17 protein-coding genes are annotated in these 25,719 nt (G+C 64.1%); 10 read left to right on the plus strand and 7 right to left on the minus strand.

Going from position 1 to position 25,719, the window contains the following annotated elements:
* The first annotated feature begins 52 nt into the window (after positions 1-52).
* Positions 53-1,993, plus strand: coding sequence for a putative bifunctional diguanylate cyclase/phosphodiesterase (locus ABHF91_RS13170; protein ID WP_409420720.1), 1,941 nt, complete (start codon positions 53-55; stop codon positions 1,991-1,993).
* 17 nt (positions 1,994-2,010) lie between these two features.
* On the opposite strand, the gene ABHF91_RS13175 is transcribed toward ABHF91_RS13170, so the two are convergent.
* A complete protein-coding gene (locus ABHF91_RS13175; protein ID WP_409420721.1) occupies positions 2,011-4,014 on the minus strand; it encodes a methyl-accepting chemotaxis protein in 2,004 nt (667 codons plus the stop codon).
* Between the two features lie 429 nt (positions 4,015-4,443).
* On the opposite strand from ABHF91_RS13175, the gene ABHF91_RS13180 reads away from it, so the two are divergent.
* From ABHF91_RS13180 to ABHF91_RS13195, 4 genes are all read left to right on the plus strand, one after another.
* On the plus strand, positions 4,444-6,108 hold the full coding sequence (locus ABHF91_RS13180; protein ID WP_409420722.1) for a carboxypeptidase-like regulatory domain-containing protein: 1,665 nt from the start codon (positions 4,444-4,446) through the stop codon (positions 6,106-6,108).
* Between the two features lie 221 nt (positions 6,109-6,329).
* Positions 6,330-7,556: an NRAMP family divalent metal transporter gene (locus ABHF91_RS13185; protein WP_409420723.1), complete on the plus strand. Its 1,227-nt coding sequence runs from the start codon at positions 6,330-6,332 to the stop codon at positions 7,554-7,556.
* Between the two features lie 136 nt (positions 7,557-7,692).
* Positions 7,693-8,604 (plus strand): hypothetical protein, encoded by a 912-nt coding sequence (locus tag ABHF91_RS13190; RefSeq protein WP_409420724.1) that lies wholly within the window; start codon positions 7,693-7,695, stop codon positions 8,602-8,604.
* A gap of 149 nt (positions 8,605-8,753) precedes the next feature.
* Entirely contained in the window at positions 8,754-10,118 is a 1,365-nt protein-coding gene (locus tag ABHF91_RS13195) for a nucleobase:cation symporter-2 family protein (RefSeq protein ID WP_409420725.1), read from the plus strand.
* Positions 10,119-10,416: 298 nt separating this feature from the next.
* On the opposite strand, the gene glgX is transcribed toward ABHF91_RS13195, so the two are convergent.
* A complete protein-coding gene (gene glgX / locus ABHF91_RS13200; protein WP_409420726.1) occupies positions 10,417-12,486 on the minus strand; it encodes a glycogen debranching protein GlgX in 2,070 nt (689 codons plus the stop codon).
* Between the two features lie 233 nt (positions 12,487-12,719).
* Between glgX and cysG the strand changes: the two genes are divergently transcribed.
* On the plus strand, positions 12,720-14,078 hold the full coding sequence (gene cysG / locus ABHF91_RS13205; protein ID WP_409420727.1) for a siroheme synthase CysG: 1,359 nt from the start codon (positions 12,720-12,722) through the stop codon (positions 14,076-14,078).
* 191 nt (positions 14,079-14,269) lie between these two features.
* Positions 14,270-15,586 carry a hemolysin family protein gene (locus ABHF91_RS13210; RefSeq protein WP_409423123.1) on the plus strand — a complete coding sequence of 439 codons (1,317 nt, stop codon included), beginning with the start codon at positions 14,270-14,272 and terminating at the stop codon, positions 15,584-15,586.
* Here ABHF91_RS13210 and ABHF91_RS13215 read toward each other — a convergent pair.
* Entirely contained in the window at positions 15,573-16,808 is a 1,236-nt protein-coding gene (locus ABHF91_RS13215) for an HD domain-containing phosphohydrolase (RefSeq protein ID WP_409420728.1), read from the minus strand. The genes ABHF91_RS13210 and ABHF91_RS13215 overlap by 14 nt on opposite strands.
* Before the next feature lie 233 nt (positions 16,809-17,041).
* On the opposite strand from ABHF91_RS13215, the gene ABHF91_RS13220 reads away from it, so the two are divergent.
* Positions 17,042-17,446 carry a hypothetical protein gene (locus ABHF91_RS13220; protein ID WP_409420729.1) on the plus strand — a complete coding sequence of 135 codons (405 nt, stop codon included), beginning with the start codon at positions 17,042-17,044 and terminating at the stop codon, positions 17,444-17,446.
* A gap of 64 nt (positions 17,447-17,510) precedes the next feature.
* On the opposite strand, the gene ABHF91_RS13225 is transcribed toward ABHF91_RS13220, so the two are convergent.
* The gene (locus ABHF91_RS13225; RefSeq protein WP_409420730.1) at positions 17,511-17,996 is read right to left on the minus strand and encodes a GNAT family N-acetyltransferase; all 486 of its coding nucleotides are present in this window, start codon (positions 17,994-17,996) and stop codon (positions 17,511-17,513) included.
* Positions 17,997-18,056: 60 nt separating this feature from the next.
* Positions 18,057-18,920 (minus strand): YiiX/YebB-like N1pC/P60 family cysteine hydrolase, encoded by an 864-nt coding sequence (locus ABHF91_RS13230; RefSeq protein WP_409420731.1) that lies wholly within the window; start codon positions 18,918-18,920, stop codon positions 18,057-18,059.
* 177 nt (positions 18,921-19,097) lie between these two features.
* Between ABHF91_RS13230 and ABHF91_RS13235 the strand changes: the two genes are divergently transcribed.
* Entirely contained in the window at positions 19,098-20,822 is a 1,725-nt protein-coding gene (locus ABHF91_RS13235) for an ABC transporter ATP-binding protein/permease (RefSeq protein ID WP_409420732.1), read from the plus strand.
* A gap of 233 nt (positions 20,823-21,055) precedes the next feature.
* The gene (locus ABHF91_RS13240; protein WP_409420733.1) at positions 21,056-24,262 is read left to right on the plus strand and encodes an alpha-amylase family glycosyl hydrolase; all 3,207 of its coding nucleotides are present in this window, start codon (positions 21,056-21,058) and stop codon (positions 24,260-24,262) included.
* A 54-nt stretch (positions 24,263-24,316) separates the two neighbouring features.
* Here the strand turns inward: ABHF91_RS13240 and ABHF91_RS13245 are convergent, their stop codons facing one another.
* On the minus strand, positions 24,317-25,201 hold the full coding sequence (locus tag ABHF91_RS13245) for a hypothetical protein (protein ID WP_409420734.1): 885 nt from the start codon (positions 25,199-25,201) through the stop codon (positions 24,317-24,319).
* Between the two features lie 70 nt (positions 25,202-25,271).
* Positions 25,272-25,700 carry a hypothetical protein gene (locus tag ABHF91_RS13250; RefSeq protein ID WP_409420735.1) on the minus strand — a complete coding sequence of 143 codons (429 nt, stop codon included), beginning with the start codon at positions 25,698-25,700 and terminating at the stop codon, positions 25,272-25,274.
* Positions 25,701-25,719 lie beyond the last annotated feature (19 nt).

A 25,719-nucleotide genomic window follows, 5' to 3' on the forward strand; every position in this document is an offset into this window, starting at 1 on the left:
GCGTAGGCCAAAGCGCCAGCTGACCCTCTCTTTCGCCAAGTGGACACCCGCCATGGACCAGGACTATTCTGCGCTGCGTCAACGGGATATCGCGCAGCTACTCTATGCCAATAGTTATCCGGGGTTGTTCATCTCCAGCCTGGCCTCCTGGGTACTGGCCTTCGGGTTTCCCCCCCAGAGTGTCCCCCTGAGCAAGGCGCAGTGGTGGTATCTGATGTTCGGGCTCATGGCCCTGCGTCTGCTGATCAGCCATTACTGGAAACGCCGCCTGCAGCAGGAACCAAGCTGTGCCCCCTGCGCCATCCGCCATTTTGCCATCGGCCTGCTGCTCACGGCGCTGATGTGGAGCTTCTTCTGCCTCTATTACTACCAAGGGGCCAGCCTGCCCCAGTTGACCAGCAGCATCATAGTGGTGGCCGCCATGGCCGGCGGCGGGGCAAATGTGCTCTCCGGTCACTGCGGGCTCTCCCTGGCATACTGCTTTATTCTGTTGTGCCCCTACTCCCTGCTGCTGCTGGGCTCCGCCCTACCCCATGAACACCTGCTGGGGGGCCTGGGGCTGTTCTTCTGCGGCATCTTGCTGTACACCGCCAAGCAGTCCGCCGACTTCACCCGCGACGCCATCGCCCTCAAGCATCAGCACGAGCGGCTGCTGGTGGAATTGGAGGAGAAGGTGGCCAATCGCACTCGGGAAATTTACCTGCTGTCCAATCGTGATCCCTTGACCGGGCTGCTCAACCGCGGCGCCTTTTTGGAGAGCCTGCGCGCCCTGCTGCAGTGGCATAACGTGCGGCAGACCGCCCTGGCGGTGCTGTTTGTCGATCTGGACGGCTTCAAGAAGATCAACGACACCCTAGGCCACGATCTGGGGGATCTGGCGCTGCAGGAGGTGGCCAAGCGGCTGCGAGAGCAGACCGACAGTGTCCAGATTGGCCGCTGGGGAGGCGACGAATTCATCCTGGCCCTCCCCTACACCTCGTTGCCAGCCCTCAAGCAGTTCGTCGCCCGCCTGATTGCCCGGCTCAACGAGCCCATCGCCGCCCAGGGCCACAGCCTCACGTTGGGTGCCACCGTCGGCACGGCCCTGTTCCCCGACCACGGGGTCACCGCCCAGGGGCTGATCCAGCTGGCCGACATGGCCATGTATGAGCAGAAGCGCCAGGCACCGGGGCAGCTGGGGCTGTTCAACGACGTGCTGGCCGAGCAGATCCGCCGGGAACACAAGCTGCGCAGCCGGTTGGAGGAGGCGGTGGCCAGGCGGGAACTCTTGCTCAGCTACCAGCCGCTGGTGACGGCCAGCAGCGAGCGGGTCATGGGGGTGGAGGCCCTGTTACGCTGGCAGCTGGATGGCGAGGAGATCACCCCGGATGTGTTCATCCCCCTGGCGGAACAGAGTGGCCAGATCCGGGGCCTGGGGCACTGGGTGCTGCAGCAGGCCTGCCACTTTGCCCAGCACCACCTGCCGTCGGATCTCGCCTTGTGCGTCAATGTCTCCGTGGTGCAGATGGAGGATGTGGCGTTTGTCGACCTGCTGACCCAGATACTGGCGGACAGCGGACTGCCCCCCGCCCGGCTGCACCTGGAGATCACCGAATCCCTGCTGGCCTCGGATCCCGAGCTGCTGCCGCAGAAGTTACGCCAGCTGCATGACCTGGGCCTGCGGATCTGCATCGATGACTTCGGCACCGGTTACTCCTCCCTCTCCATGATGCAAGATCTGGCGGTGGATCTGGTGAAGATCGACCGCTCCTTCGTCGGCAACATGGAGAGCAGCGGCAGGGTGATCATCAAGGCGGTGATGCAGATGGCCGACAGCTTCGGCCACCTGGTGGTGGCCGAAGGGGTGGAGAGCAGCACCCAGGCCCAGGCCCTCAAGGCCCTGGGGGTACATTACCTGCAGGGCTTCTACTATGCCCAGCCCCTGGGGGAACACAGTCTGCTGGAATACCTGGCCCGGCCGGCGGCCGAGCCGGTGATCACGCCGCTGGACTGAGCCGGCTTAAGCCGTGCTTAGCTGAGCCGGGTCAGCTGGCCGGCCACCTCCGCCAGGGTGTCGCTCATGCGATTGAGCTTGGCCGAGTTGTCGGCGTTGCCGTCGGTCAACTGGTTGAGGTTGCTCAGCTGCAGGCTCATCTCCTGGGTGACCCGCTCCTGCTCCTCCGCCGCCACGGCGATCTGGGTGGCCCGCTCGGTGATCTGGCCGAAGGCCTCCACCACCGCCTGCAGGTGCTCGTGGGTCTGCTGGGCACCGCTCACCGCCTTGTCGGTCTCCACTTGCCCCTGGCTCATGGCGCTGACCGATTGCCGGGAGGTGGCCTGCAACCGGGCGATCACCTGCTCTATCTCCACCGCCGACTGCTGGCTCTTGGCCGCCAGACTGCGCACCTCGTCCGCCACCACGGCGAAGCCGCGGCCGGACTCCCCGGCCCGCGCCGCCTCGATGGCCGCATTCAGGGCCAGCAGGTTGGTCTGGTCGGCGATGCCGCGGATCACCTCCAGCATGCCACTGACCTGGCCGCTATCCTGCTCCAGCTGGACGATGGATTGCTGGGCCTGGTGGATCACCCCCGCCAGCCGCTGCATGGTGATGATGACGTCACTCATCTCGTGGCCACTGTGTTTCACCTCTTCGTGCAGCTGGCTCACCGTGGTCTGGGTGTCGTGGGCATGGCGCGCCACCTCCTGGGCCGTGGCCCCCATCTCGTGCGCCCCCGTGGCCAGCATGGTGTTCTCGTCCCGCAACTCCTGGGCCTTCTGCATGAAGCCGGTGCTGAAGCGGTTAAGCTCCGAGGCCTCGCCCAGCAAGGCGTTGGCCGCCTCCTGTACCCGCTGCAGCAGCTGCTTGAGGCGGTCGGCATAGTCGTTCACCGCCTGGCGCAACTCGCCGACCTCGTCTTGCCGCAGTATGGTGAGCCGTTCGTTGAGATCGGCGCTACCGCTGGCCAGGGCCCGGATCTGGCTGGTGGTACGCGCCAGGGTATCCAGGATGCCGCGGAAGAACAGCAGGCCCAGCACCAGCATCACCGCCAGGGTGGCCCCCACGGTCAGCAACAGGAACAGGCCCATCTGACGGGCCACGGCGGTCATGTGGGCCTTGGGCACCACCAGACCCAGGGTCCAGCCGGTCTGGGGCAAGCGGCTCAGGCTGACCAGCACGGGTTCATGCAGCACCCCATCGTCGGCCAGATCCAGCAACCGATCCCCGCCGGCGAGCCCCGCGATCTGCTGGGCCAAGGGCACCAGCCAGGGTTGTTGCTGGGTCAGTTGCGCCAAGCGCACCATGCTGCCGTCGGCCGCCGGCTTGGCCAGGTCCCCCGGGAAGCTGATGATCTGGCCGCTCTGATCGATGGCGAAGGCATAGCCCCCCTGGCTCTGGCCATAACGCTGCAACAGGGCCGTGATGCCGTCGAGCATCATGTCCACCGTGCTGACCCCCATGAAGCGTCCCTGGGACAGCATGGGCACGGTACAGGTGATCATCGGCGTCTTGGAATAGGGATCCGTGTAAGCCTCTGACCAGCTGCACTGCCCCGCCTGCCCCTGCCGCCCCACCTGATACCAGCTCTCGTTGTGATAGCCGCTGCCCTGGGGATCGTTGTAATCGTCCAGGTACTTGAGCTCGCCATTGTCCCGGCCCCAGAAGAAGCTGCGCCGCGCCACCCCGGGGGTGAAGCTGTCCGGCTCGGGCCAGATGCCACCGCCGGCGATGGTGGCATCACCGTGATTGTCGATCACCACAGGGAACAGTCGCTTGAACAGGGCCTCATCCTTGGGCAACAGCTGGCTCTGGCTGGCCAGGCTGGCGGTGAGCTGCTGGATCTGGGCCAGCTTGGCCCCCAGCAGCCCCAGCATGTCCTGCTGGCTGGCCTGGATCATGGCCTGACGCTCCTGGATCAGCGCCGGTTTCACCTTCTGCTCCACCACCAGGTAGATGCTGAGCAAGGCCAGTAGAAACGCCAGCGCGGCGCCGGCGTAAATCTTGCGGGCTATGGTCCAGCCCTGTCTTTTTTGCATAACCGCTCCCAACTGCAACTGTCTCGGGTCCACGCCCGGTCGTGGAGCTAAAGCAACAAGCACGCCAGGGCGAGCGGGCCCGCCTAACCGCCGCGCCCGCCACCCTGAGCCAAGCCTGAGCCAAGCCTGAGCCACGATGGTGCAGCCCATCTTGCCCGCCATGCATGACGGCATTACGCACCATAAGAGGGCACCAAAAGTGCGCCAATAGCCCCAATGTCCTCCTGCCCAGGTAAGGCTAGGCCTGGGCCAAAAATGTCACTTAATGAAATTTCATTAACGCTATGGCGAATATCTTTGAGTGATTAGTCAACTATTTAACACAGCACCACACCACAGGGTTTCCCGGGATGGCCACTTACCGTAAATCTGGTGGGCAGCTGGCCGGCGCCCCCGTCCCGCGGACATACAACCATGGCGAGGTGAAAGATGACGAATACCCCCACACTGTCGGCGCTGAATCGGCGCCCGGGCAAGAGGCTGTTTTTCATGTTGGCCCTGGCCTCACTCTGGCTGACGGGGTGCGATGGCAAAAATCTGAGTGATGAGGATGACAGTAGCAGCAGCGATGAGGAGAGCACTTACAGCTACAGCCTGTCTGGAACCGTGACGGGCAGCGAGGTAGAGGGGGTGCTGATCACCCTCTCCGGTGACGACAGTGCCACGACGACCACAGACAGCAGCGGTTACTATGAGTTTTCGGTTGAAAATGGTAGCTACACCCTAACGCCGTCCCTGAGCGGTTACACCTTCTCCCCGAGTAGCACCAGCGTCACTGTGGCGGACGACGATGCCACCGACGTGGACTTTACCGACACGGCCACCACCACTTCGGATGAAGAGAGCGACACCAGCGACCTCGGCGATCAGACGGATTATACCGATGTGACCTTGACCGCCGGCGGCACCTATTCCTCCGCCGATACCGGGGTGGCGAACAGCTATTACAGCTACAGCTCCAGCACCGCCAACACCCCGGCCGTCAAGGTCGAATCCGGTGGCGATCTGACCCTCACCCACAGCCAGGTGACCAAGACAGGCGACACTTCGGATCTGGAAAACAGCGGTTTCTACGGCTTCAACGCCGGGGTGCTGGTCTCCTCGTCCAGCTCAGACGACGACTATAGCGGCACCAATGACACCACCACCCTGTCCATGACCAACACCACCATCACCACGGATGCCGCCGGGGCCAACGGGGTGTTTGCCTTTGGCGAGGATGCCAGCGCGGTGCTGGACTATGTCTCCATAGTCACCACAGGGGACAGCAATTCCCGCGGCGTGGATGCCACCTATGGCGGCAGCGTCACCATCAGCAACTCCACCATCTCCACCCAGGGTGACTCCTGCGCGGCACTGGCGTCGGACCGGTACGAAAGCTATAACGCCCCCACCATCACAGCCTCCAATGTCTATGCCACCACCAGCGGTTCCGGCTCCCCTGGCATCTATTGCACCGGCACCTTCAACGTCAGCGATTCCACCCTGATTGCCACCGGCTCCGAGGCCCTGGCCATCGAAGGCCTCAACTCGGTGACGCTGGAAAACACCTCGCTCAGCGGCAACGCCAAATGGGGCGCCATCATCTACCAAAGCATGTCCGGCGACTCCTCTGTCGGCACAGGTAGCCTGTCCATGACCGGCGGCACCCTCACCAACAACTTCTCCGGTGGCCCGCTCTTCTTCGTCTGCGATACGGATGCGGTCATCGAGCTGGATGGCGCCACCCTGGAAAACGCCTCCGACCTCCTGCTGGTGGCCGGCAAGGCGTCAACGGCCTCCAGCTATATCGACAACGTCAACAGCGACTGGGGCAGCAACGGCGGCCAGGTGACCCTGACCGCCACCGACCAGACCCTGGAAGGGGAGATCATCATCAGCGACAGTGACAGCTCACTTGACCTGACGCTGAACAACTCCAGCCTCAGCGGCGCCATCAACAGCGATAACAATGGCGGTACCATCAGCGTCACCCTGGATGCCAACAGCAGTTGGGAGATCACCGGCACCTCCTACATCAGCAGCCTGTCAAACAATGGCACCCTCACGGGGACCGGCACCCTGTACGTGGATGGCACCCAATACGACTATTAAGCGCGTCTGTGCGCCCTCATCCACCGCTATGTAAACGACAATAGATGGGAGTATGCTGAGTGACCCGGCGCGACGCCTTTCGTTGCGCCGGATGTTTTTTCTGGCGCCAGGGATCCGGCGTCCTGTCCGGTATACCCTGGGGCCGCCTGAACAATCACATGAGGGAACCGAGTTTGGAAAGCACACTCAGCAAGGCAGCACCCGGCAGTTGGGATACGCTGATGCAACGGCTACGCACCCTGGGCCCCGGCATCCTGATGGCCTCCGCCGCCATCGGTGGCAGTCACCTGGTGGCCTCCACCCAGGCCGGCGCCCAGTACGGCTGGTCACTGGCGGGCCTCATACTGCTCATCAACCTGTTCAAGTATCCCTTCTTCCGCGCCGCCATCAGCTACACCATGGCCACCGGCCACACCCTGCAACACGGTTACTACCAGATGGGCCGCGGCTACCTGGGTCTGGCCTTCGCCTTGAACATCTTCTCCGCCGTGGTGAACACCGCCGCCCTGACCCTGTTCTCCGCCAGCCTGCTGGGCTATTTCCTGCCGGTGCAGCTGCCCATGCTGGTGCTGTGCGGCATCGTCCTGGCCCTGAGCCTGCTCATCGTGCTGGCCGGCCACTTCGCCATGCTCAACAAGGTCTCCAAGATCATCGTCTCCACCCTGGCGGTCGCCACCGTGCTGGCCACCTGCATCGCCTGGCAACAGGGGCCTGTGGCCCCCGTCAACTTCGTCTCCCCCTCCCCCTGGCAGCTGGCGGCGGTGGGCTTTTTGGTGGTGACCATGGGCTGGATGCCGGCCCCCATCGAAATCTCCTGCATCACCTCCTTGTGGCTGGCCCAGCAGCGCCGCGAACAGCAGGTGACCCCCAGGAGCGCCCTGTTCGACTTCAATCTGGGCTACCTGGTGACCGCCGTGCTGGCCTTGATGTTCCTGGCCCTGGGGGTGCTGGTGCTGCACGGCGCCGGCGAGTCGGTGCAGCAAGGTGGCATCGGCTTCTCCCGCCAGCTGGTGAACATGTACGCCAGCACCATAGGGGAATGGTCCCGTTACCTCATCGCCATGATCGCCTTCTGCTGCATCTTCGGCTCCACCATCACGGTGATCGACGGCTACAGCCGCGCCCTGGCGGAGGCCCAGGCCCTGCTGCGCAAACAGGCGGACTTCTCCAACCGCAGCCTGACCCTGTGGATCCTGTTCGTCACCCTGGCCAGCCTGGGGATACTGCTGTTCTTCCAGGGGGCCCTGCTGCCCATGCTGGGCTTTGCCATGACCCTCTCCTTCATGACCACCCCGGCCTTCGCCCTGCTCAACCACCTGCTGGTACAAGGCTCCGACCTGCCCGCCGCCCTCAAGCCCAGCAAGGCGCTGCAGGCATTGACCCATCTGGGCCTGGTTTACCTGTTCGGCTTCCTCGGCTTCTTCATCTGGTGGAAGTGGTTCATGTAACCCCGGCGCCGACACATCACGGCCCTGCGGGGCCGTTTTTTTGCGCGCTGGCTCCCCTTGTCACAGGCCGGCATATGCCACAATATGCCGCACTCTGGGCCCCGCCCATGATTCCAGCCCATCACCGGAGGTCGGTGTGATCAGCCGCTGCTTGCCGCTCTTGCTGCTACTTTGCCTGGCGCCGACGTGCCATGCCGTCCCCACCCACTTCACCTATCGCCCCGGTGAGACTGCCCAGGACATGCGCAGCGCCTATACCACGGCCCTGCTGGCACTGGCCCTGGAGAAGACCCGGGCAGACTATGGGGACTATCGCCTGGATCCCGCACCGGCCATGAACACGGTGCAGGCCCTGCAGGCGCTGAAGAAAGGCAGCTATCCCAACTTCATGCTGAAGATGAGCTATATCCCGGGGCTGGAGCAGGCCGGCATGCTGCGCGGCCGGCTGGACGTGGATCTGGATGTCATCGGCTACCGCGTCTGCTTCACCCGTCGCGCCCTGCTGCCGGCGCTGGCCAGGGTGCATGACCTGGCGCAACTCAAGGGGTTCAGCCATGGCCAGGGGGCCGGCTGGGTCGATAACCTGATCCTGGAGGACAACGGCTTCAAGGTGATGACGGTAGAGCAATACGCGGAGCTGTTTCACCAGGTGGCCAGCGGCCGCTTCGATCTCTTCTGCCGAGGCATCAACGAGCTGGAGGGGGAGTGGCAGACCTATCGTCAATTGGCGGGCCTGGCGGTGGAGCCCGACCTGATGCTCTACTACCCCTTGCCTCGCTTCTTCTATGCCAATCCCCAGGATGCCGCAGGTCTCAAACGGGTGGAGGCCGGGGTCGCGCTGGCCCTGGCGGACGGCAGCCTGCAGCGGTTGTGGCAACAATATTTCGGCCCCAGCGTGGCCTTCGCCAAACCGGCCCAGCGCCGGCTGTTCCGCTTGACCAACCCCTTGCTGCCACCGGGCCTGCTGGCCCCGGATCAGCCGCGCTTCGATCCCATCTTGATGAAGTTCGTCGCCCCGGCGCCCCAGGCGCCGGCCAGCCGCCCCTGAGTCGCCCCTGGACCTCCCGATGGCGCCGACTTGATCTGCCACAGAAAAACGTTTCAATTTTTCGGTTTTTCACCAAAAACTGACTGTTTAGTCTGGATCTTGCACAAGGAGCCCCTAGAATACCGCCATTTTCAGCACCGAGGTCCGCCATGGATAGCCCAAGCCACAACCACGATCTGGTCTACCAGCTCAACGATCGCCCCCCCTTACCCCAAACCTTCTTCGCCGCCCTGCAGCACATGCTGGCCATGTTCGTCGGCATCATAACGCCGCCGCTCATCATCACCAGCACCCTGGGGCTCAACGCCGACGACACCCGCTACATCGTCTCCATGTCCCTCTTGATGTCCGGCATCGCTTCCTTCATCCAGACCCGGCGCTTCGGCCCGGTGGGCTCAGGCCTGTTGTCGGTGCAGGGTACCAGCTTCAACTTCCTGGGCCCCATCATCGCCTCCGGCCTGGCCTTGAAGCAGGCCGCCATGCCGGAGACCCAGATGCTCGGCACCTTGTTCGGCACCCTGTTGATCTCCGCCGTCAGCATGGTGGTGGTGAGCCGCTGCCTGCACCTGGTCAAAATGGTCATCACCCCGCTGGTCACCGGCATAGTGGTACTGCTCATCGGCCTGACCCTGATCAAGGTGGGACTCATCAGCATGGGCGGCGGCTTCGGCGCCATGCAGGATGGCAGCTTCGGCAGCGGCGAAAACCTGCTGCTCTCCGGGGTGGTGCTGCTCAGCATAGTGCTGCTGCAGCGCAGCAAGAATCCCTGGCTGCGGCTGTCTGCCATCGTGCTGGCCATGCTGGTGGGCTATCTGGTGGCCTTCTTCATGGGCCGGCTCAATGCGGTGCAGCCCGCCGAGCACTTCTTCGCCCTGCCCCGCCTGTTGCCCTTCGGCCTGGGCTTTGACTGGCAGCTGTGCATCCCCATCACCATCATCTTCGTGGTCACCGCCTTGGAGGCCATCGGCGACATGACCGCCACCTCGGACGTCTCCGGCGAGCCGGTGGAGGGCCCCGTCTACCTGGCCCGCATCAAGGGCGGCGTGCTGTCCGACGGCCTCAACTCCATGCTGGCGGCCCTGGTGGGCACCTTCCCCATGTCGGTGTTCGCCCAGAACAATGGTGTCATCCAGCTCACCGGCGTGGCCAGCCGCTTCGTCGGCCTGTTTATCGCCGGCATGCTGGTGCTGCTGGGCCTGCTGCCGGGGGTGGCGGTGTTTATCCAGCAGATCCCCGAGCCCGTGCTGGGCGGCGCCACCGTGGTGATGTTCGGCACCATAGCCGCCGCCGGGGTGCGCATCATAGCCCGGGAGTCGCTGGATCGCCGGGCCCTGATGATACTGGCGGTCTCATTGGCCATGGGGCTGGGGGTCGCTCAGGTGCCCGAGGTGCTGCAGCACCTGCCGGAGTTGCTCAAGAGCGTGCTCTCCTTCGGCGTGGCCACCGGCGGCATCACCGCCATACTGCTGAACCTGCTGCTGCCCAAGCCCAGCCGTCACGCCCAGACCGCCTAACTGCAGCCGCCTGAAAACAAATCGCCGGCCCAAGGGCTAATGCTGGTCAGTTAAGAAACAGAGCTACTCATGAATGGCTGCCAGAGGCAAGCCATCCCCCACCCAACCTCCCCCTTGGTAAGGGGGAGGAACGATGTTTCCCTCCCCTTGTTCAAGGGGAGGGTTAGGGTGGGGTTTGGCTTTTGCCTCAAAAACCGTGTTGTTGATGCAGTTAAGGCGCCAACGGCGCCTTAACTGATGAGCATTACGACCCAAGGGCCGGCGGCTTGTTCAAGCGCCAACAAATCCGCGCAATCACCTATTCCGTGGGACTCACCAGCACCAGCACGGAACGGGCCTTCACCGGATAGCGCCGTCCCACCGGCACCAGCGCCCGTCCGTGGGAGCTGATGTCATCGGGTGACGACAAGCCGGTGTCCACCATACGGAACCACTGGCCGTCCGGGTTGTGGGGCGGATCCGGCAGCTCTATCTCCAAATCCTCCCAATAGGCGTTGAAGAAGGCGTAATAGTCCACATGATGGCCGCTGCCGTAGGCGGTAAGTCCCAGGCTGCGGGAGTCCTTGCCCCAGTCAGGCGAGTAGGGTTTGACCCCATGCCAGCGGATGCGCACCTGATCCAGGGCAAAGGAGAGGCTGATGAGATCCGGCATGGTGTCGGCCCGCAGGGCCCGGTAGCTCAGCAGCTCCCGGGTGAAGCGCAGCATCTCTGCACCTTCGGCGTCAGGCTGCCAGTTCATCCAGCTCAATGGGTTGTCCTGACAGTAGGCGTTGTTGTTGCCCTGCTGGGTGCGCAGCAGCTCGTCCCCCATCAGCAGCATGGGAGTGCCCACCGCCAGCAGATTGATGGTCATCAGGTTCTTGGCCTGCTGCAGACGCAGACGGCGGATGGCCGGGTCGTCCGTCTCCCCCTCCACCCCATGATTCCAGCTGAGGTTGTCGTTGGCCCCGTCCCGGTTCTCCTCGCCGTTGTCCAGATTGTGCTTCTGGTTGTAGCTCACCAGATCCCACAGGGTGAAGCCGTCGTGACAGGTGACGAAGTTCAGGCTCTTGTGGGGGTCGGCATAGGGGGCGTGATAGATGTCCGGGCTACCGCACAGCCGGGTGGCCAGGCGGGAGACCATGTTCTCATCCCCCTTGACGAAGGCCCGCACGTCGTCGCGGAAGTGTCCGTTCCACTCCCGCCAGCGGGCGCCGGCCATGCGCCCCACCTGGTTGAGGCCGCTGGCGTCCCAGGCCTCGGCGAAGATCTTGGTATCCGCCAGGTTGTAGTCGCTGTCGATGGCCAGCAGGGTGGGCGGATCGTTCAGCGGGTGGCCGTTCTTGTCTCGGGAGAGGATGGCCGCCAGGTCGAAGCGGAAGCCGTCCACGTGCATCTCCTCCTTCCAGAAGCGCAGGCTGTCGGTGATCATCCGCTTGGTCATGGGGTGGGAGGCATTCAGGGTGTTGCCACAGCCGGAATAGTTGGTGTTGTGCTCCCGATTCTCGTCCAGGATATAAAAGGCGGAGTTGTCCAGCCCCCGGTAGCAGAGTGTCGGGCCGGTATCGTCCCCCTCGGCGGTGTGGTTGTACACCACATCCAGGATCACCTCTATGCCCGCCCGGTGCAGGGCCTTGACCATGTCACGGAACTCGTCCAGGGCACCCGTGATGCGTTTGTCGCAGGCATATTCGGCGTGGGGGGCGAAGAAGCCGATGGGGCTGTAACCCCAGTAGTTGCTCTTGCCGGGCCTGGCATCCTGGGGGTCGAACTGGAACACCGGCAGCAACTCCACCGCCGTCACCCCCAATGAGACCAGATAGGGGATCTTCTCGATCAGCCCGGCATAGGTACCCCGTTTGGGGGTGGGCAGGCCGGAACTGGGATCCTTGGTGAAGCCGCCGATGTGCATCTCGTAGACCACGGAGGAGGAGAGAGAGTGCCGCGGATGCTTGTCCCCCTCCCAGTCGTAGGCCGCCATGTCGATGACGGCGCTCTTGGGGCAACCCTTGAGGTTGCTGCCCGCCGCCGCGGCCCGCCGCCGCTCGTAGTTGGCCGGCAGCACCACCCGCTTGGCGTAGGGATCCAGCAGCACCTTGTCCGCCTCCCAGCGGTTGCCGGGCATGGCCAGCAGCAGGCTGGGGATGCGCCAGCCGTACAGTTGGCCGGACTTGAGCCCCGCCACGTGCACGTGCCAGTAGTAGCCGGAGCGGTGCAAGGGTGCCACCAGACGGATGACCTCGGGCTGCTCATCCTGTTCGTGGGCGAACAGCAACAGTTCCATCTCCTTGGCGTAACGCCCCCAGATGGCAAAATTGACCCCGCCCAGTTCTACCTGGGCCCCCAACTGCTGGCAGTGCCCCGCCGAAATCCGTTTGCCGACACTCATGCTGATCCCCTTCGTCTAGTCCATTCATTCTTATCGGTTATCGCCCGCCAGGTCCCTGGGCTGGCAGGCTGTGGCACAGCATACCCTGCTGCGGCAACGAGTCAAAAAAGCCGCAACACAAGGGCTCTTTTGAGGCCAAAAAAGCCTTTTCAAACTCACTTTCCCTCCCGACGCTTGCATCCCACCCTGGGCGATTGCAAGCTAACCCACCTCGAGTCAGGCAGGAACGCGACATGGACTATTTTCCCCTCTTTTGTCAGATGCAGGGCCGCCGGGTGCTGGTGGTGGGTGGTGGCGAGGTGGCCGAGCGCAAGCTGCGGCTGCTGCTGCAGGCCGGCGCCCAGATCCAGCTGGTGGCCCGGGAGCTGGCCCCCGCGGTGGCCGACTGGGTGCAGGCCGGCCGCCTGAGCTGGCAGGCCCAGGCCTTTGACGAGGCCCAGCTGGCGGGCTGCTGGCTGGCGGTGGCCGCCACCGATGATCAACTGCTCAACGAGCGCATCCTGGCCGCCTGTAACGCCCGGCAGATCTGGTGCAATGCGGTGGACGATCCGGCGAATGCCAGCGCCATACTGCCGGCCATCATCGACAGATCCCCGCTGCTGGTGGCGGTCTCCTCCGCCGGCCAGGCCCCGGTGCTGGCCCGCCTGCTGCGGGAGCAACTCGAGGCCAACCTGCCGCAAAAACTCGGCGAGCTGGCCCGCCTGGCCGGCCGCCTGCGGGCCCGGGTCAAGCTGCGCTTTGCCACCCTCAAGGCCCGGCGCCGCTTCTGGGAACGCTTCATGGTCCATCCGCCGTTGCTGACCGCCTTCGAGCAAGGCGGCGATGTGGAAGCCATCGCCGATGCCCTGCTGGCCGAGGATGACAACGCCGCCCTAGCCGGCAGCGTCACCCTGGTGGGGGCCGGTCCCGGGGATCCGGGGCTGCTGACCCTGAAGGCCCTGCAGGTGATCCAGTCCGCCGAGGCAGTGGTGTACGACAAGCTGGTGTCCGACGAGGTGATGAACCTGGTGCGGCGGGATGCCGATCGCCACTTCGTTGGCAAGCAGCGCGGCTTTCACAGCCTGCCCCAGGAGGAGATCAACGCCCTGCTGATCCGCCTGGCCCGCCAGGGCCTGCGGGTGGTGCGTCTCAAGGGCGGCGATCCCTTCATCTTCGGCCGTGGCGGCGAGGAGGTGGAGGCCCTGCAACAGGCCAATATCCCGGTCAGCGTGGTCCCCGGCGTCACCGCCGCCATCGGCTGTGCCGCCGCCACCCGATTGCCCCTGACCCACAGGGGGGTGGCCCAGAGCGTGCGCTTCATCACCGCCACCCACAAGCCTGGGGATCCCGAGCCGGACTGGTCGCACTTTCGCCCCGGCCCCGAGACACTGGTGTTCTACATGGGGCTGAGCCTGCGGGAACGCATCAGCCGCCTGCTGCTGGCTCAGGGCTTTGCCCCCGAGCTGCCGGTGGCCCTCATCAGCTGCGGCACCACCCCGCAGCAGCAGGTGCGCCACACCACATTGGCCGAGCTGCCCCGGGTGGGCGACGACCTGCCCTCCCCCACCCTGGTGATCGTCGGCGAGTCCAGCGGCCTGCCCATGGTGGACTGACCGCCCCGACCAGCCCGATTACACCTGGCTCGCCATCCCCAGAGTGGCATCCCCACCCTGCGCCAGACCGCGGGCCAGAGACAGACGCAGCGGCTGCACCTGCTCCCGCAGAACGAGTGCTCGTCATCGGCCGACGGCGACAAGTGACGCCGCTTTCGCTAAGCTAGCGTCAGAACTTTGTCGTATCCGAGATCCCCATGACTGACACCCATTTCTATCTGTTGCTGCTCATCGTGCTGAGCGCCTTCTTCTCTGTCTCGGAAATCGCCCTGGCGGCCGCCCGCCGCCTGCGGCTGCAGCAATGGGCCGATGAAGGCAATCAAGCCGCCCTTCAGGTGCTGGCTCTGCAGGCGCAGCCCGGCCATTTCTTCACCGTGGTGCAGATCGGCCTCAACGGCGTGGCCATACTGGCTGGGATACTGGGTGAGCCCGCCTTCACCGCCAGCTTCTCCAAGCTGCTGACCCCTTGGGTGCCGGCGGCGAACCTGCCCCAGGTTAGCTTCGTGCTCTCCTTCCTCACCGTCACCTCCCTGTTCATCCTGTTGGCGGATCTCATCCCCAAGCGGCTGGCCATGATGCTGCCGGAGGAGATCGCCATCCGGGTGGTGCGCCCCATGCGGTTATGCCTGCTGCTGTTCAAGCCCCTGGTGTGGCTGTTCGACGGTCTGGCCAACAGCCTGTTGCGCCTGCTGCGGCTGCCCACCGAGCGGCAGGACAAGATCACCCCGGATGACGTGTTTGCCATGGTCAGCGCCGGGGCCCAGGCGGGGGTGGTGCGCCAACAGGAGCATCACCTGATCGAGAACGTGTTCGAGCTGGATACCCGGACCGTGCCGTCGGCCATGACGGCCCGGGACAGCATCGTCTACTTCGAGCGCCACGACGATGAACAGACCATACAGCAGAAGATCGCCTCCCATCCCCACGCCAAGTTTCTGGTGTGCGATGGCAGTATCGATGCGGTGATGGGCTATGTGGACACCAAGGACATACTGTTGCGGATGATCAACCGCCAGCCCCTGGTGCTGGAGGCCGAAATCGTCAAGAACCCGCTGATCATCCCGGATACCCTCACCCTGTCCGAGTCGCTGGAGAGCTTCCGTGGTTCCCGCCAGGACTTCGCAGTGGTGCTAAATGAGTATGCGCTGGTGGTGGGGATCATCACCTTGAACGACGTGATGAGCACCCTGATGGGGGATCTGGTGCACCAGTTCATGGAGGAGCAGATCGTCCAGCGGGACGAGCAGAGCTGGCTGGTGGAGGGCGGTACCCCCATAGAGGACGTGATGCGCGCCCTGGATATCGAGAGTTTTCCCGAATGGGAGAATTACGAGACCATCGCCGGCTTCATGATGTACATGCTGCGCAAGATCCCCAAGCGCACCGATGCGGTGAGCTTCGCCGGCTACAAGTTCGAGGTGGTGGACATAGACAACTACAAGATCGACCAGCTGTTGGTAACCCGCCTGCCCCATCCCAAGGCGGACGACACCCCTAGCGCACCCTAGCCAGTCCCTCGGCACACTGCTGGCGGGCGATCCGCACCGCCAGCGGCAGATCCTGGGCCAGGCAGGCCACCACCCGAGCGTCCAGCTTGCCCTCCTTCACCCGCAGTTGCAGGTGGGCCAACGCCTCCCCGGCGGGCAGGGCCGCCCGGTAAGGTCTGTCCTGCACCAGGGCCTGGAAGATGTCCGCCACGGCGATGATGCGCGCCGGCAGGGGGATAGCCGCGCCCTTGAGGCGGTAGGGATAACCCTGACCATCCAGGGTCTCGTGATGCATGGCCGCCAGGGTCGCAATCTCGGCAAAGCCTCTGACCCGCTTGAGCACCTGCGCCGAATCGAAACTGTGCTGACGCATGTAGCGCCGCTCCAGATCGGTGAGGGGACCCGGCTTGGCCAGGATCGCATCCTCCACCCGCAGCTTGCCCAGATCGTGCAGCAGCCCGGCCAGCTCCAGTATCTCCAGCTCCCTGGCCGCCAGGGCCAGCCGCTCACCCAGCCAGGTACACAGGGCCGCCACGCCCCGGGAGTGGCTGGCGGTATAGGGGCTCTTGGCATCCACCACATCGGCAAACATCTGCCCCAGACTCAGCAGGCTGTCGAAGCTCACCAGCTGACGCTGCCCCTGCTGCAGCCAGGGCTGAAACCTGTCCTCCAGCACCCAGGGCTCAAGCTGGAACCAGAAGGCGTCACTGGCCGCCACCTGGCAAAACAGATCCAGCAGATCCGGACAAAACAGGCTGCCGCTGTGCCCGGCCAGCCGACGCAGGATCCCCTCCGGCCCCTCCTGATAGAAGTGTTTGGCCCGCAGCACATCGGCGCGGTCCACCAGATAGATGAGGTTGGCGGCCAGGGCCAGCTCCCGGGGCAGGCCCGCCTGCAGCAACTGCGGCCAGTGGGTGTGATGCCAACGCACCAGGGGCGCCAGCTGGGCAAACAAGGGCACCCGCTCCAGCAACTCGGCACCGCGATCGGCATGTTCCTGAGACCCCTCCCAGTCCAGCTCCGCCACCAGACGGTAATGCTGCTGGGTGGAGGAGACACCGCAGTCGTGCAGCAGACCGCCCAGCATGAGGGCCTGGCAGCAGGGCTCGGACCAGCCTGCATGGCGGGCACAGGTGGTGGCCATCAGGGCCACCCGCTGACCATGCTGCACATCGTCTATGCCCACCAGATCCAGTGCCGAGGCCAGGGCATAAGCCACCTCTTCCAAGACTATCTCATGCATGACTCACCTCCGCCCACGCCTCAATCAAGTGTAGGTAGCCGACCCAAAAGGGTTACGCCAGCCCCCCTGACAGATTTGACACAAAGCGTTATCCGCCGCGCGTCACGGGCCTGAGGCTGTGATACGCGCCGCACTCCTGCCATCTATCGCTGGTGTTTGCGACTCAGCTTGCTAGTTTGGCCTAGCCCAGCGAAAGCCGGCTACTATTTGTCCTTTTTCATCAAGGAATTGCTATGAGCTCTACCCTGCATTACCTGCTGCTTGGCCTGACCCTGGCCGGCGTGCCCCTGCTGGCGGAGGCGGACTCCGCATCCCAGGGATCCGCGCTGTCGGTGGAAGGCAGCACCATCATGGTGGAAGGATCCGCCACCGTGTTCGAAGGCGCCAAGGAGCTGGTGGTGGAAGGCGTGGAGGCCAGTGCCGAGGGCACTGTCATCCTGGTTAAGAACAGCGTCACCGGCGCCAAAGCCTCCGTGCTGACGGTGGGGGACGTGGCCGGAGCCAGCGCCCTGGAGGCCGGTTCCACCGTCGAGGTGGCGACGGAAGGCAGCGGCTGGGCCCTGACCCAGACCGACAGACTGATCGCCTTCGTACCCAACCAGGTTGGCGAAGCCCTGCTGCGTCAGGAGAGCGTCTGACGCGCTGCCAAGATAAAAAAACGCGCCGAGTGGCGCGTTTTTTTATGCAAGAAAGCCAGTCTGCTTAAGCCAGCTTCTTCTGCCAGAACAGCGCCTGGCCCATGGCCGGATCCAGCTCGTAGCCGGCATAGCCGGCGCGGCGATAGGCGCCTTGGGCCCGGGCGTTGCCGGCGAGCACCTCCAGGGTCAGCTTGCAACAGCCCAGCCGACGGGCCTGGGCTTCCACCTCCGCCAGCATGGTCTGGATCAGGCCCCGCCCGCGATAGTCCGGCAACACCACCACATCGTGCAGGTTGAGCAGCGGCCTGGCCTGGAAGCTCGAAAAGCCCTCGAAACAGTTGATGAGCCCCGCCGGCACCCCCGCCACATAGGCCAGCAGGCTGTGAGCATAAGGCAGCTTGGCCAGGCGGGCCGGCAGGCTGGCCTTGACCTCCTCGCTCAGGGGCTCTCCGCCCCCGGCCTCTTCCCTGGCATAGGCATCCAACAGGGCCACCAGCTGGGCGCCCTGTTCCGGCTGGGTGAAATCGACCCAGACAAGCTCGATAGACATAGCATCTCCTTAAGGCAATGAACCCAGACCCTACCCCAAGGGCCGGCAGTAGGACAAGCCTCAAGTGGAGCGACGGACAAACCAGCGGACAAACCAGCGGCGGGAGCGACCAGGGGTTGGGGTCGCCAGGGGCGACGGCAATTCCGCCGGCGGCGGCAACAGGGCCACCGGCTCTTCGTGCCACTGGATGCTGTGGGGATCAAAACCCCGCTCCAGCACCGGCTTGACCACCTGGAAGTAGGGCGAAAGATCGAAGTCCCGCGGGGCATACAGGCTGTGATGGCGGATGCGGAAGTACTGGCGATAACAGCGGGGGCAGTCGGGATCTTCGGAGCGGGTCAGCAGGCGCTCCGGCAGTATGGGGTAGTGGATATGGGCGAAGGCCTGGGCGATCAGGGAGGAACAGATGGCCCGGGTGGGATCACCGCTGCCGATGGACAGCAGCTGGCGGCGCCAACGGCTGGGCACCGGCGGCGTGGGTACCAGATAACGCAGCAGGTCGATGATGTTTTTCAGATCATACTTGCCCCCCAGCCGGGAGATGGCATAGCCGATGAGGCGGCTGATCTCCGCCTCCGAGATCCCTACCGGGCGACAGATGCGGGTATGCTCGTCGGCATACAGACTCAAGGGCACGGCCCGCACCCCCTCCAGCACATCCGCCTCGATCAGCACCAAGGGCTCATCGCCGAAATTGGGCGCTCCCAGGGCATCGCCTATGTAGAGGGCGGCATGAGACCAGGTGGACTGGGTCAGGTATTTGATGGCGGTACCAAACCGGCTGGTACCCTCCACCAGCAGAATATCCCCCTTGCGCAGGGTGGCGGCCAACACCTCTGGCGGCAGGGTCGCCATGGACCCCTCCCCCGGATTGGGTTTGGCAAGATAACGGGCTAGACGTTCACCAATCCACTCAAGCAACATGCTGACCTCCCGGTGCGCTTGGGAGTGCGGTCACAGACGCCGGGGCATCCTCCTCCTAGTGTAGCCAGCCGACAGGGGCACAGCCGCCCGCGCAGGTAAAGGATTGATCTGGCTGACGGCTCTGCCACAATGGCAGCCGGCTCCATGCCATCTGAATTCCCATCTGCTGGAGGTGAAATGATCGAGACTCCGCCCGTGCGTCACCTGGGGCATAACTTCTGGCGCCTGCTCAAGCCGTTCTGGCGCTCCTCCGACGCCTGGAAGGGTTGGAGCCTGCTGGCGCTGGTGCTGGTACTGACCGGCACCATCATCTACCTGCAAAAAGAACTGACCATCTGGAACAACGCCTTCTACAACGCCCTGCAGAATCTCGACTATGCGGAGTTCAAGCATCAGCTGCTGGTGTTTGCCGGCCTGGCCTCGGCCTTCATCCTGGTGGCGGTCTACACCACCTACTTTCGGCAGATGCTGGAGATCGTCTGGCGGCGCTGGATGACCAAGGCGCTGATGCAGGAGTGGTTGGCCAAGGGCAACTTTTACCGGCTACAGCTCACCGACCGGCGCACCGATAACCCGGATCAGCGGATCGCCGAGGACGTGGCGGAGTTCGTCTCCTCCACCCTCACCCTGTTTCTGGACACCCTTGCCGACATAGTGCGGGTCTTCACCTTCCTCGGCCTGCTGTGGGGGCTGTCGGCCCCGCTGCGCTTCCAGCTGGGGGGCATGGAACTCAACCTGCCCCAGGGCTATATGGTGTGGTTTGCCCTGGGCTATGCCCTGGTGGGCACGGCGCTGACCTTCATCATCGGTCGCCCCCTGGTGAAGCTCAACTTCAACCAGCAGCGCTTCGAGGCGGATTTTCGTTTCTCCCTGGTGCGCCTGCGGGAGAACGCCGAGTCGGTGGCCCTGTATCGCGGCAACGACGAGGAGGGCAAGCTGCTCACCGGCCGCTTCGGCTCCGTGGTGGACAACTTCTTCCGCCTGATGAAGCGGCAGAAGCTGCTGGGCTTCTTCACCAGCGGCTATAGCCAGATCGCCATCATCTTCCCCTTCGTGGTCTCGGCCCCCAGCTACTTCGCCAAGCAGATCCAGCTGGGGGGCATGATGCAGATCGCCTCCGCCTTCGGCCGGGTCCAGGATGCCCTCTCCACCCTGATCACCAACTACACGGTACTGGCCCGCTGGAAGTCGGTGGTGGATCGTCTGGCCACCTTCCAGACCAGCCTGGATCATGTGGATACCCTGCCCCGCATCCAGGCCCAGGAGGTCGGTGACGGCCTCAAGACCGACGAGGTGGCGGTGCATCACCCCGGCGGCGCCACCCTCTACCCGCCCAGCAGCTGGCAGCTGGCTCCCGGTCAGGCCCTGCTGATCCAGGGCCCCTCCGGCTGTGGCAAGTCCACCCTGCTGCGGGCCCTGGCGGGGGTCTGGCCCTATGCTAAGGGCCAGGTGAGCTTCCCCGCCGAGGGGGGCACCCTGTTCCTGGCCCAGCGCCCCTACCTGCCCCTGGGCTCGTTGCGTCAGGCCATCTGCTACCCGGCGGCGCCCCTGACGGATGAGGCCATACTGCCCATCCTGGCAGACGTCGGCCTGCAGCACCTGATCCCGAGGCTGGACGAGGAGGAGCGCAACTGGGGACAGATACTGAGCATGGGGGAACAGCAGCGGGTCGCCTTCGCCCGGGTGCTGCTGCTCAAGCCCGCCCTGCTGTTCATGGACGAGGCCAGCTCGGCGCTGGACGAAGCCTGCGAGGCGCGCCTGTACGGCCTGCTGCGGGAACGTCTGCCCCAGATGGTACTGGTGAGCGTCGGCCATCGCAGCACCCTCTCCCCCTTCCACAGCCACCGCCTGGCCTGGCAGTCGGAAGGCAACTGGCAGTTCGCCCCCTTGGTGGCCAGCTAAGCGGCTAAGGCCAGGGTTTCCCTGGCCTTTTTGTTGTCATCACCTGAAAGCGCTACCAATCACGCCGTCAATACGCCGCTCACGAGAGGATCACACTTACTTACCCATCTTTACCTTTTGCTGTTTTTTTCTCCTAGAGTGAGGCCACCTGTCAGCCATGACAGGTGGCCATAACAAGCGTCGGCGGCCCCTGGCCGACCGCCGTGTCACTGAAACAGCATTAGGAACTAACGATGAAAAAATGGATACTGACCGCGAGTCTGGTGGGCCTGGCCCTACCTGTCTCGGCCGACTGGTACTTCCGCGGCACCCCCAACAACTGGGACGCCACGGCACTCACCCTGCAATCCGGCACCACCTACACCAGTTGCCAGAGCTTTGCCACGGGCGACGCGAACGGCGGTCCCCGCTTCAAGATCGACCGCACCGGCGACTGGAGCGAGAGCTACCCCAGTGCCGACTACACCGTCAGCGCCAACACCAGCTACCTCATCAGCTTCGACAGCAGCAGCCAGGCCATCAGCGTCAGTGCCGTCACCAGCTGCGACGAGGAGGAGAACCAGGACAGCGGCTTCGCCCACAACCTGAGCCAGCTCTATGTGCGCGGCACCTTCAACAGTTGGGCCACCACCGCCATGACCCTGGTGGACGATAACCTCTGGCAGGCCGACGTCTACCTGGACGGTCAGACCAGCCAACGGCTGAAGTTTGACGTCAACGGCGACTGGGCCACCAACTACGGCGATACCGGGGCCGACGGTGTGCTGGATCAGACCGGTTCGGACATATATGTCACCGGCACCGGCGACTACCGGATCAGCGTCAACGACGCCAGCCTCACCTACAGCATCACGGCCCTGTCCGAAGGCAACCAGGCCCCCACGGCGGTGATCAGCCCCAGCGGCACCGTCAGCCTGACCACAGGCGACAGCGTGACCTTGAGTGGCAGTCACTCCACCGATGCCGACGGTTACATCGCCAGCTACAGCTGGAGCACGGGTGACAGCGGCGAGACCCTCACCCTGCAACCCGCCAGCGCCGGCACCCAGACCATCACCCTGACGGTCACCGACGATCAGGGCGCCACCAGCAGCAGCACTGTCACTCTGGTGGTCACCGATGCGGTGACCGACAGCTGGTACTTCCGTGGCACCCCCAACAGCTGGACCAGCACCGCCATGACCAGCGACGACGGCGTGGTGTTCTGTACCCGCCAGGCCTTCGGCAGCAGCGATCCCCGCTTCAAGATCGACCACTATGCCGACTGGACCGAGAGCTACCCCACCGCCGATTATCGGGTGACCGCCGACACCACCTATGACATCTGCTTCGACGCGTCCGACAAGAGCCTGGATGTGACCGAGGTGGCAGGCGCAGACAGCCAGGCCCCCGTGGTGACCGCCAGCCCGTCTGCCGGCAGCTACGAAAGCAGCCAAACCATCACCTTGTCCGTCACCGACAATCAGGATGCGGCGCCCACCGTCTACGTCACCACGGACGGCACCACCCCCACCACATCCTCCACCCTGTACAGCGGTCAGAGCTTCACCGCCACCGATGTCGGCAGCGGCACGGATCTGGTGATCAAGACGCTAGCGGTGGATGCCACCGGCAACAGCCAGGTGCAGACCTTCAGCTATCAGATAGGCGAACTGCCCGACAGCGGGGACTTCCGCTCCGAGAGCATCTACTTCCTGATGACCGCCCGCTTCTACGACGGCGATTCCAGCAACAACTACTACAACCGCGACCGCTACAAGGCCGGCGATCCCACCTGGCGTGGTGACTTCAAGGGCCTGATCGAGAAGCTGGACTACATCAAGGACCTGGGCTTTACCGCCATCTGGGTCACCCCGCCGGTGGAGAACCGCTCCGGTCTGGACTACCACGGCTACCATGCCTACGACTTCTACAAGGTGGATCCCCGCCTGGAGTCTGAAGGCGGCACCTACCAGGACTTCATCAACGCGGCCCACGCCAAGGGGCTCAAGGTGATCCAGGACGTGGTGATCAACCACTCCGGCCAGTACGGCCTGCGGGGCAAGGTTTGGATCAACCACCTGCCCATCAAGTACTACGTGCCCACCGGCTCCAGCCAGGGTCTGATCGACAACGGCCCCTACCAGGGCAACCTGGGGGATTACCTCAGCGCCAACCGCTGTGACGATGACAACCCGGTGGCACCGGATTGGTATCGCGCCAAGTGCGACTCGGATCCCGAGGGAGTGGTCTCCTTCACCGATCCCAATAGCGGGGCCACGGTTCCGGCAGCAGGCTACGATGCCAACCGCTTCTTCGGCATCGACGCCACGGCGCTGGACAGCCAGTGGTACCACCTGGACGGCTTCATGTCCGGCGGTGACTGGGAGAATCCCACCTCGCTGCAGAACAAGCACATGGCCGGCGATTGCATCGACCTGGCCACCGGCAACCAGAACGTGAAGGACTACATCAACGGCGCCATCCACATGTATCTGGACATGGGCGTGGATGCCATCCGTCTGGACACCCTCAAGCACGTGGAGCGGGATGAGCTGCTCACCTACATCCACGACTGGCAGAGCTACAAGCCCGGCCTGTTCGTGTTCGGTGAAAATCTGGTGAAGGGCACCGGCTGGGGTTCCGAGCTGGCCAACGACAACGCCTCGGCGGTGATCCGCCCCTGGTGGTACACCCGCACCACCGAAGATCCGGCCAACCCCACCGCCGGTGGAGACTCCGGCCTGTCGGTGCTGGACTTCTCCTTGTTCTCCACCTTCCGCGATAACATCCGCAACGGCAACTTCGGCGGCATCGGCGGCATCTTCAGCATGGACTGGGTCTATGGTGATGCCACCAAGCTGGTGACCTTCTTCCAGAACCACGACGTGGGTCCGGACAACGACTTCAAGTACCGTTACGGCGGTGAAGAAGCCAATGCCGCCATGGTCTACAACCTGCTGTGGACGGCACGCGGCATCCCCACCCTCTACTACGGGGAAGAGGTGATGTTCCAGGCCGGTCTGCCGCAAGATGTCGCCGGCAGCACCGACACCCTGGATCAGACCGGTCGCGCCTACTATGGCGACGTGCTGGATGACAGCAGCACCAGCAGCAACCCCCTGTACCAGCACATCAAGCGGCTGAACCAGATCCGCCAGGCCATTCCGGCCCTGCAGATGGCACCCATGAGCCAGGTGAACGAATGGAGTTCCGGCATCAGTTATGTACGGGATCTCTCCAGCGAAGGCAGCTATGCGGTGGTGGGTCTGGCCGCGAGTAGCGAACAGAGCGTCACCGTCTCCGGCGTGCAGAACGGTACCTACCTGGATGCCGTCAGCGGCAGCAGCCTGACCGTCACCGGCGGCAGCATGACCTTCAGCGTACCGGCCTACTCCGCCCGCATCTGGGTGCTGAACGGCCCGGGCAAGATCGGCAGCGACGGCACCTACCTCAAGTAAGCGCCAACCGCTGATCAACAAAACGCCGCACTCGTGCGGCGTTTTTATTGGCGCCTAGGGCTCGGCCCTGGCCATGCCGCCATACCACAGACTGGGATCCGACAAGGGCGTCAGGGGGGGCAGGAGCGGGTTTTGCAACAGCACCTTGACCCGCTCATCCAGCTTGGCCTTGGCCAGCGCCTCCTGATGGGGCGGATAACCGTAGAACAGGCGGTCGAAGGAGCCATCGGCCAGGGCTGCCCGCAGGCCACGCTCGATGCGTGCCGCCAGGGCCTGGTTGTCCTGATTGACGAAGAAATAGATGGCGGTGGGGTAGATCAGCACGAAGTGGCTGTCCACCACGCTGTGTTGCAGCTGCTGGCTATGGATCTCGCCCCAGGCCTCCAGAATGCCCCGGGGGAAGCAGTCGATCATGCCGCGATCCAGCATGCTGAAGATGCGCAGGTAGTTGGTCACCCCCCGCACCTGGAAGCCGTTGAAGGCCAAGATCTCCAGATCCGGCCAGTCATGCCCCTGATAACAGGTGACCTCCTTGAGGCTCGCCTCGTCCATGCTCTCGAAGATGGCGCTGTCTTCCCGGTTGATGAGGATCACCCGGTAGCCCAGCAGTCCCTTCATCAGTGGGATGCGGACCGGCAGATAGCTGCGCTCCCGCTCGCGGGAGGTCATGGACCACATGATATCCAGCTGCTTGGCCCCCAGCAGGCGGAAGGCCCGCCCTTGTTGCGCCACATTGGCCAGGGGTTGCAATCGGTAGGGCCCCTCGTCGGCCAGGGTATGATCCAGGGCCAGCCGCAGCAGGGCAAGAAAATAGGGATGGCGGCTATCGTTTTTGATCTCGGGCGGCGGGTAGCGGACCACCAGCTCTCCGGCCCGCAGGTCGCTGGACCAGGGGAGGCAAAGACACAGCAGCCCCAGCATCAGCCATCGTCGCCACATATGCCACCTCCCGACCATCAGCCCGTACTAGAGTCTAGTCGGCGATGGCCGAAGCGGCAGGGCGCACCGGCTACAACAGCAGGCGGCGTCCCTCGATGCAGCGACGGCAGGTGGCCTGACCGCTGACGCTGCCCATCATCTCCGGCGGCATGCGCCGGCCACAGCAGTTGCACTCGCGAAAGCTCTGCACCCGCCGACGTATGGTCTGCTCGATGAGTTCCAACAGGGCGTCAAAGGTGCCATCGACCAGGGCGATGCTGCCCTGGGACAGGGGTTTTTGCCGCGGCACATTGGGCATGGCCCACTCCACCTGGGGCAGAAATACCTCCACCCTGTCATCCTCGAAGCTGACGATCACCTTGAGGGGATCCCCCACAAACAGGGTGCGCACGCCATGCAGGGGGCCAGGCAACTGCCGCAACAAGCGCTGGCGCCACTGCTCCAGTTGTTCGGGCAGGGGGCCCACCGGCCCCAGGGCCCCCGTCAGACGGGATGTCATGCAAACTCCTTGTGTCGAT

This window comes from Pseudaeromonas aegiceratis, assembly GCF_046254905.1.
Taxonomy (GTDB): Bacteria; Pseudomonadota; Gammaproteobacteria; order Enterobacterales; family Aeromonadaceae; genus Pseudaeromonas; species Pseudaeromonas aegiceratis.

What these genes read in the sequence shown, in the direction of transcription:
- ABHF91_RS13180 (WP_409420722.1), top strand. Translation starts at nt 4,444, where the DNA reads ATGACGAATACCCCCACACTGTCGGCGCTGAATCGGCGCCCGGGCAAG.
- ABHF91_RS13215 (WP_409420728.1), bottom strand. Translation starts at nt 16,808, where the DNA reads ATGCATGAGATAGTCTTGGAAGAGGTGGCTTATGCCCTGGCCTCGGCA.
- glgX (WP_409420726.1), bottom strand. Translation starts at nt 12,486, where the DNA reads ATGAGTGTCGGCAAACGGATTTCGGCGGGGCACTGCCAGCAGTTGGGG.
- ABHF91_RS13235 (WP_409420732.1), top strand. Translation starts at nt 19,098, where the DNA reads ATGATCGAGACTCCGCCCGTGCGTCACCTGGGGCATAACTTCTGGCGC.
- ABHF91_RS13185 (WP_409420723.1), top strand. Translation starts at nt 6,330, where the DNA reads ATGCAACGGCTACGCACCCTGGGCCCCGGCATCCTGATGGCCTCCGCC.
- ABHF91_RS13175 (WP_409420721.1), bottom strand. Translation starts at nt 4,014, where the DNA reads ATGCAAAAAAGACAGGGCTGGACCATAGCCCGCAAGATTTACGCCGGC.
- ABHF91_RS13250 (WP_409420735.1), bottom strand. Translation starts at nt 25,700, where the DNA reads ATGACATCCCGTCTGACGGGGGCCCTGGGGCCGGTGGGCCCCCTGCCC.
- ABHF91_RS13225 (WP_409420730.1), bottom strand. Translation starts at nt 17,996, where the DNA reads ATGTCTATCGAGCTTGTCTGGGTCGATTTCACCCAGCCGGAACAGGGC.
- ABHF91_RS13230 (WP_409420731.1), bottom strand. Translation starts at nt 18,920, where the DNA reads ATGTTGCTTGAGTGGATTGGTGAACGTCTAGCCCGTTATCTTGCCAAA.
- ABHF91_RS13195 (WP_409420725.1), top strand. Translation starts at nt 8,754, where the DNA reads ATGGATAGCCCAAGCCACAACCACGATCTGGTCTACCAGCTCAACGAT.
- ABHF91_RS13220 (WP_409420729.1), top strand. Translation starts at nt 17,042, where the DNA reads ATGAGCTCTACCCTGCATTACCTGCTGCTTGGCCTGACCCTGGCCGGC.
- ABHF91_RS13240 (WP_409420733.1), top strand. Translation starts at nt 21,056, where the DNA reads ATGAAAAAATGGATACTGACCGCGAGTCTGGTGGGCCTGGCCCTACCT.
- ABHF91_RS13170 (WP_409420720.1), top strand. Translation starts at nt 53, where the DNA reads ATGGACCAGGACTATTCTGCGCTGCGTCAACGGGATATCGCGCAGCTA.
- ABHF91_RS13245 (WP_409420734.1), bottom strand. Translation starts at nt 25,201, where the DNA reads ATGTGGCGACGATGGCTGATGCTGGGGCTGCTGTGTCTTTGCCTCCCC.
- cysG (WP_409420727.1), top strand. Translation starts at nt 12,720, where the DNA reads ATGGACTATTTTCCCCTCTTTTGTCAGATGCAGGGCCGCCGGGTGCTG.